Origin of the sequence: Aeromonas sp. HMWF014, from assembly GCF_963878295.1 — a bacterium.
In the GTDB taxonomy this organism is placed as follows: domain Bacteria; phylum Pseudomonadota; class Gammaproteobacteria; order Enterobacterales; family Aeromonadaceae; genus Aeromonas; species Aeromonas popoffii.
In genome coordinates, this window is the sequence record NZ_CAWNYS010000534.1 from 1 (window position 1) to 5,354 (window position 5,354).

Consider the following 5,354-nt stretch of genomic DNA (forward strand, 5'->3'; position numbering starts at 1 on the left):
GACCAGCAGGTGAGCGTGGCGGCTCTACCACGCTCACCTGCTGGTCGGCGAGGAAGCGGCGCACCAGATCCAGGTTGTATTCGTACTCCGGTTTCTGGGAGCGGGAGCGACGCTGGATCAGCCGCTGGTTGTAGAGCACCTGGGCCAGCTTGGTGGCAGGAGCCAACCGGTAAGGGATGTGCGCCTTCCACACCAGCATGGCATTACGGGAGTTGGAGAAGAGGCAGATGGAGGCATCAAAGGCGGCCGCCTTGATGCGCGCCTGCAAGGCACGTTGCTGTTCCTTGTCGGCCCGTGAGCCCGGATCCAGAATGATCTCGTCGATCCAGGGACAGAGGCGGGCCAACGGCGCCGTGTAGGCGGGAACCAGGGCAGTCACATGACAATCCATGGAACGCTTGAGCATGGCAAAACTCGGCCATGCCAGCATGAAGTCACCAATCTTGTCGTTGCGTACTACCAGAATACGTTTCATAAAAAATCCCTTTGCTCCCTGTCACCAATGCAAGGAGGCTTGATGCGCGGTGCGGGTATTCTTGCCTGATGCAGGGCTATTCTCAAGCGAAGACGCTTGGCGACACCGATTTGAACGACCAAACTTAGCGCCTCGCCCCGGCATTCACCCCATCCGGTCGCGACAAAACGCCAACAGACCCTATAATGCGACCAAATTTCCAGGTTGCAGGAATCAACAGCATGACCAACAAGGTAATTTATCCCGGCACCTTCGACCCCATCACCAATGGCCACACCGACCTCATTGGCCGGGCCGCCAAACTGTTTGATGACGTGGTGGTCGGCGTTGCCAACAGCCCGAGCAAGCGCCCGCTGTTCGATCTGGCAGAACGTGTCCTGCTTGCCCAGCAAGTGACCGCCCACCTGCCCAACGTCAAGGTGGTTGGCTTCTCCGGCCTGCTGGTGGACTTCGCCAGGGAGCAGCAGGCCAACGTGCTGATCCGTGGCCTGCGCGCCGTCTCCGACTTCGAGTACGAATTCCAGCTGGCCAACATGAACCGCCGCCTGATGCCGGAGCTGGAGAGCGTCTTCCTCACCCCGGCGGAGGAGAACTCCTTCATCTCCTCGACCCTGGTGAAGGAGGTCGCCCTGCATGGTGGCGATATCCGCCAGTTCGTCGACCCGATCGTCGCCAAGGCGATTGCCGCCAAGCAAGGCAAGTGATCAAAAAAATCAGGCTGCCCGAAGGTAGCCTGTTTCTTGAGGAGCGCATGCATCTCGCCAGCCTTTGCAGGCATTGACCATCAGCTTGTCTGGCGAGCCAGCATCTGCTGGCAGGAGAGCGCCAGCGTGTCGAGCCACTCGTAGCGACGCCGGTACATGGCCCGCTTCTTGGAAGCGACCTCCTCCAGCGGTTTGCGCTGGGCAGGCTGTAACCGCACGAAGTTGTCATCCAGATCCACGGCGCCAAACTCCTGCCAAAGCTCGTCATAATCGGCCTGCAGACAGGCTTTCTTCTTCTTGCTGTAGCGCCTGGCCTGGTAGATGTGCGCCTTCATCCGCACCGCCGAGATATGCTCGGCCCCCATCGCCTCGGCCAGCAGCATTACCAGCATCACCACCAGCGACTTGGGCCTCAGGCCCTGGCCCTCCTTGGTCAGCGCCCGCACCTTGTCCTGCGCCTGCTCGACGCAGGGCTCGGGCCCCTGCACAGAACCGATCATCAGGGCCAGCTTGTTGGGGGTACCCGCCAGCGAGAAGGCGCAGCTGTAGAGGCGCTTGCCCTGTCGATCGACGATGGAGAGCGCCAGCTCGGCCTCGCGCCGGAAGGTGCCATCGTGGCGCAGCACGATGCGGCACTCGCTCTCGGGATAGTGACCAAGCGCTATGCCTTCCCCCAGATAGAGCGGATCGATCAGCGCCGGATAATGGGCCAGCAGCAGCCGGTAGTGGTTTTCCAGCATCTCGGCCCGTTCGGTCGCAGTAGAATTGGCAAAACGGTAGGGCCGCATCGGCTTGTCGAGCAGCTCGGGATAGTAGGCAGGCAGAGCCTTGAGGGGTTCGGCCTGAAACAGCTCGAATACCCGGCTCAGCTGCTGCCGATAGAGCAGGCTGCGCAGCACGAACTTGGCGCGATTGAAGGTCTTGCGGGCGCTGTCATCGGGATAGAGGAAGCGGGCCATTTTTTGGGCACAATAGTGCCCATGCCGGGATAAATGATCCCAGTCTATTGATTTAGCTGTCATTTTATTTTCTCAAACTGCCTGAACGGTCGAGATACTAGTGACGGATGCGCATATCTTCAACAGACTGGAAATACTCTCTTACAACTTGGCCGTTTCAGGCCAAAATAACGGTCATTCAGCGCTGGCAGTGGGAGCAAAACACCGTGGTTCTCTGCCCCAGCCGGATTTCACTGAGCAGAGTGTGACAATGAAAACAGGGCTGACCACCCCGCCCATAGACCTGCAACTGCTGCACGAAATAACCCGGCTTGCCATCAGCGCTGGTGAAATCCTTGAGGGTGGTGCCGCCCTGCTTGATGGCCTCGGCCAGCACCCGCTTGATCTCGCCCACCAGGGTCGCCAGTCGCTCGGCACTGATGTTGCCCGCCGCCCGCTTGGGATGAATACCAGCGGCATAGAGCGCCTCGTTGGCGTAGATGTTGCCAACCCCGACCACCACATGATTATCCATCAGGAAGGTCTTGATGGCGGTGCTGCGACCCTTGGCGCGCCCCTGCAGATAGTCGGCGCTGAAGGCCTGGGTCAGCGGTTCCGGCCCCAGCTTGGCCAGCAGGGCGTGTGCCTCAGCCGGTTCACGGGTCCACAGCAGGGCCCCGAAGCGGCGCGGATCATTGAGCCGAAGCAGCTTGCCGTTAGCGAGCTCTATGTCCACGTGATCGTGTTTCTCGGCCGGGGTGCCGATATCCAGCACCCGCAGACTGCCCGACATACCCAGGTGCAGGATGGCGGTGCCAAAGTCGGTCTCCAGCAGCAGGTACTTGGCACGGCGGCCGACCCTGTGGATGGTGAGATCCACCAGCTCCTGGATTTCGCCCGGCACCGGCCAGCGCAACCGACCATCCCGCACCACGACACGAGTGACCTTGATGCCGGTGAGCCAGGGAGAGATGCCCTGGCGGCTGACTTCAACTTCCGGTAATTCAGGCATAGGGTCCTCTCGCTCGAAAATGGATTAGGGGGTGGGACGCAACAAGCTGCGGTACTGCTCCTGACTCAGGCTGAGCCAGGTCGATGGAGGCAGCAGAGCGGCAAACTGGCCACTGTCCTGATAGAGCCCCACTTCTATCGGATCGCTCTGACCGGCGATCCATATCTTGAGGGTGACCGGCGCACCCCGCACTGCACCACCCGGTGGCAATAGCCACCCCTGCCACTCTTCGATGTGAGCGGCCAGCTGGGCACTGCTAAGCCCCAGATCCGGCCCGCTGCGCCAGCCCTGACCGATGCGCTCGATCTGCCAGCTAGGTCCCTGCCAGGTGAGCACAACGGCACTGTCCGGCAGCAGGGGACGGGCACGCTGTGCGCTGTTCTCCTGCTGGGCTATCTCCAGCTGGTGCAGCAGGGTGATCACCGCCAGTACGGCCACTATGATCACGTTATTCCAGCCTTTGCGGCTCAATCTGAACATGGCAAGCCTCCCTTCGAACCGGCAGTGTACTGAATTCCAGCCATAAAAAAACCCGGCACAAGGCCGGGTTTTTGAGACAAAACCAAGAGATTACTTGATTTTGCCTTCTTTGTAGATCACATGCTGACGAACAACGGGATCAAACTTTTTGATCTCCATTTTTTCGGGCATGGTGCGCTTGTTCTTGGTAGTGGTATAGAAGTGACCAGTACCGGCGCTGGAGTTCAGACGAATTTTCTCGCGAATACCTTTAGCCATGATCTAATTCCTTATACCTTAACACCGCTGGCGCGCAGTTCAGCCAGAACCACTTCAACGCCACGCTTGTCGATGATACGCATGCCTTTTGCGGATACGCGCAGACTTACGAAGCGTTTTTCACCCTCAACCCAAAAACGGTGAGTGTGCAGGTTCGGCAGGAAACGACGCTTGGTAGCGTTGTTAGCGTGCGAACGGTTGTTACCAACTGCCGGGCGCTTGCCGGTTACTTGGCATACTCTAGACATGTCAGTCTCTCCAAATCTTACTTCATTGCTCGAGCAAATATCTGCCCCGCTGGCCTTCGATTGCGGGGCAAACAGAAGGCGGCATTTTATACAGCATCCGTGATCAAAGATCAACTAATACAGTGCCAGAGCCAGTTACAACCAACCACGCTCTGCAAAAGAAACCGTGATGCCATCACCGATCACCAAGTGATCCAGCACTCTGATATCGATCAGGGCCAAGGCGGCCAAGATCCGATCCGTGATCTGGCGGTCGGCCCGACTGGGCTCGGCCACGCCGGACGGGTGATTATGCGCCAGAATCACGGCGGCTGCATTATGTTTGAGCGCGATCTGCACGATTTCTCTGGGCCAGACGCTCGCCGAGTCGAGGGTTCCGTAAAAAAGTTCAACGAATTGAATCACTCTGTGCTGGTTGTCCAGAAGCAACAAGGCGAACACCTCTCGCGGCCGATCCCGCAGCTGGGCCTGCAGATAGTCCCGGGTCAGCTGGGGCGAGGTGAGCGCATCGCCCCGTTGCAGCTGTTCGGCCAGATGACGCTTGCCCATCTCCAGCACCGCCTGCAGCTGGGCATATTTGGCAGGGCCCAGGCCATGCGCCTCGCAAAATGCCCGCTGATCCGCCCCCAGCAAGCTGCGCAAAGAGCCGAATTGATTCAAAAGCTTGCGCGAGAGATCCACCGCGCTCAGTCCGTTTACGCCGGTGCGCAGAAAGATGGCCAGCAACTCGGCATCGGACAAGGTGCCGGGCCCCTGGCGCAACAGCTTCTCTCGGGGTCGTTCATCTTCCGGCCACTCCTTGATGCTCATTTGTCTCTCCCTCATCCCTGTTGAGAAAAAACATAGCAAAAAATTGCACGCCCCCGACCACAAGTCCCTCATGTCAGCCTCTGTCGTCATCCCTTGCCTGTGGTATCTTAGCCGACCAGTCAGAGTGAGCCGGAAGAGAAGCAGCAGATGAGATTGGCCGATAAACGCATCCTGTTGGGTGTCAGTGGCGGGATCGCCGCCTACAAGAGTGCCGAACTGGTACGCCGCCTGAAAGATCAGGGAGCCGAGGTAAGGGTGGTGATGACCCGCTCCGCCAAGGAGTTCATCACGCCGCTGACCCTGCAAGCCGTCTCCGGCCATCCGGTGGCAGACAGCCTGCTGGATCCTGCCGCCGAAGCGGGCATGGGCCATATCGAGCTGGCCAAGTGGGCGGATTTGGTGCTGATCGCCCCGGCCAGCGCCAACCTG

The 5,354-nt window shown here is 59.3% G+C and carries 9 protein-coding genes; 2 read left to right on the forward strand and 7 right to left on the reverse strand.

Annotated elements, in window-relative coordinates:
• Positions 1 to 475: glycosyltransferase family 9 protein (locus AAC083_RS20915; protein WP_146181756.1), on the reverse strand; the 475-nt coding region annotated here is incomplete at its 3' end.
• A gap of 221 nt (positions 476 to 696) precedes the next feature.
• Between AAC083_RS20915 and coaD the strand changes: the two genes are divergently transcribed.
• A complete protein-coding gene (gene coaD / locus AAC083_RS20920) occupies positions 697 to 1,179 on the forward strand; it encodes a pantetheine-phosphate adenylyltransferase (RefSeq protein WP_108537624.1) in 483 nt (160 codons plus the stop codon).
• A gap of 80 nt (positions 1,180 to 1,259) precedes the next feature.
• On the opposite strand, the gene AAC083_RS20925 is transcribed toward coaD, so the two are convergent.
• The 6 genes from AAC083_RS20925 to radC form a co-directional block, all read right to left on the reverse strand.
• Positions 1,260 to 2,138 carry a VirK/YbjX family protein gene (locus AAC083_RS20925; RefSeq protein ID WP_108537625.1) on the reverse strand — a complete coding sequence of 293 codons (879 nt, stop codon included), beginning with the start codon at positions 2,136 to 2,138 and terminating at the stop codon, positions 1,260 to 1,262.
• A gap of 178 nt (positions 2,139 to 2,316) precedes the next feature.
• Complete coding sequence (gene mutM / locus AAC083_RS20930; protein WP_042034799.1) at positions 2,317 to 3,129, reverse strand: bifunctional DNA-formamidopyrimidine glycosylase/DNA-(apurinic or apyrimidinic site) lyase; 813 nt, start codon at positions 3,127 to 3,129, stop codon at positions 2,317 to 2,319.
• Between the two features lie 24 nt (positions 3,130 to 3,153).
• On the reverse strand, positions 3,154 to 3,609 hold the full coding sequence (locus tag AAC083_RS20935; RefSeq protein WP_108537626.1) for a hypothetical protein: 456 nt from the start codon (positions 3,607 to 3,609) through the stop codon (positions 3,154 to 3,156).
• A 90-nt stretch (positions 3,610 to 3,699) separates the two neighbouring features.
• Entirely contained in the window at positions 3,700 to 3,867 is a 168-nt protein-coding gene (rpmG, locus tag AAC083_RS20940) for a 50S ribosomal protein L33 (RefSeq protein ID WP_005307500.1), read from the reverse strand.
• 11 nt (positions 3,868 to 3,878) lie between these two features.
• Positions 3,879 to 4,115, reverse strand: a complete 237-nt coding sequence (gene rpmB, locus AAC083_RS20945) for a 50S ribosomal protein L28 (RefSeq protein WP_005321271.1) — start codon at positions 4,113 to 4,115, stop codon at positions 3,879 to 3,881.
• A gap of 135 nt (positions 4,116 to 4,250) precedes the next feature.
• Positions 4,251 to 4,925: a RadC family protein gene (radC, locus tag AAC083_RS20950; RefSeq protein ID WP_042034797.1), complete on the reverse strand. Its 675-nt coding sequence runs from the start codon at positions 4,923 to 4,925 to the stop codon at positions 4,251 to 4,253.
• Positions 4,926 to 5,072: 147 nt separating this feature from the next.
• On the opposite strand from radC, the gene AAC083_RS23390 reads away from it, so the two are divergent.
• On the forward strand, positions 5,073 to 5,354 hold a 282-nt coding region (locus AAC083_RS23390), incomplete at its 3' end, for a flavoprotein (protein WP_308811028.1).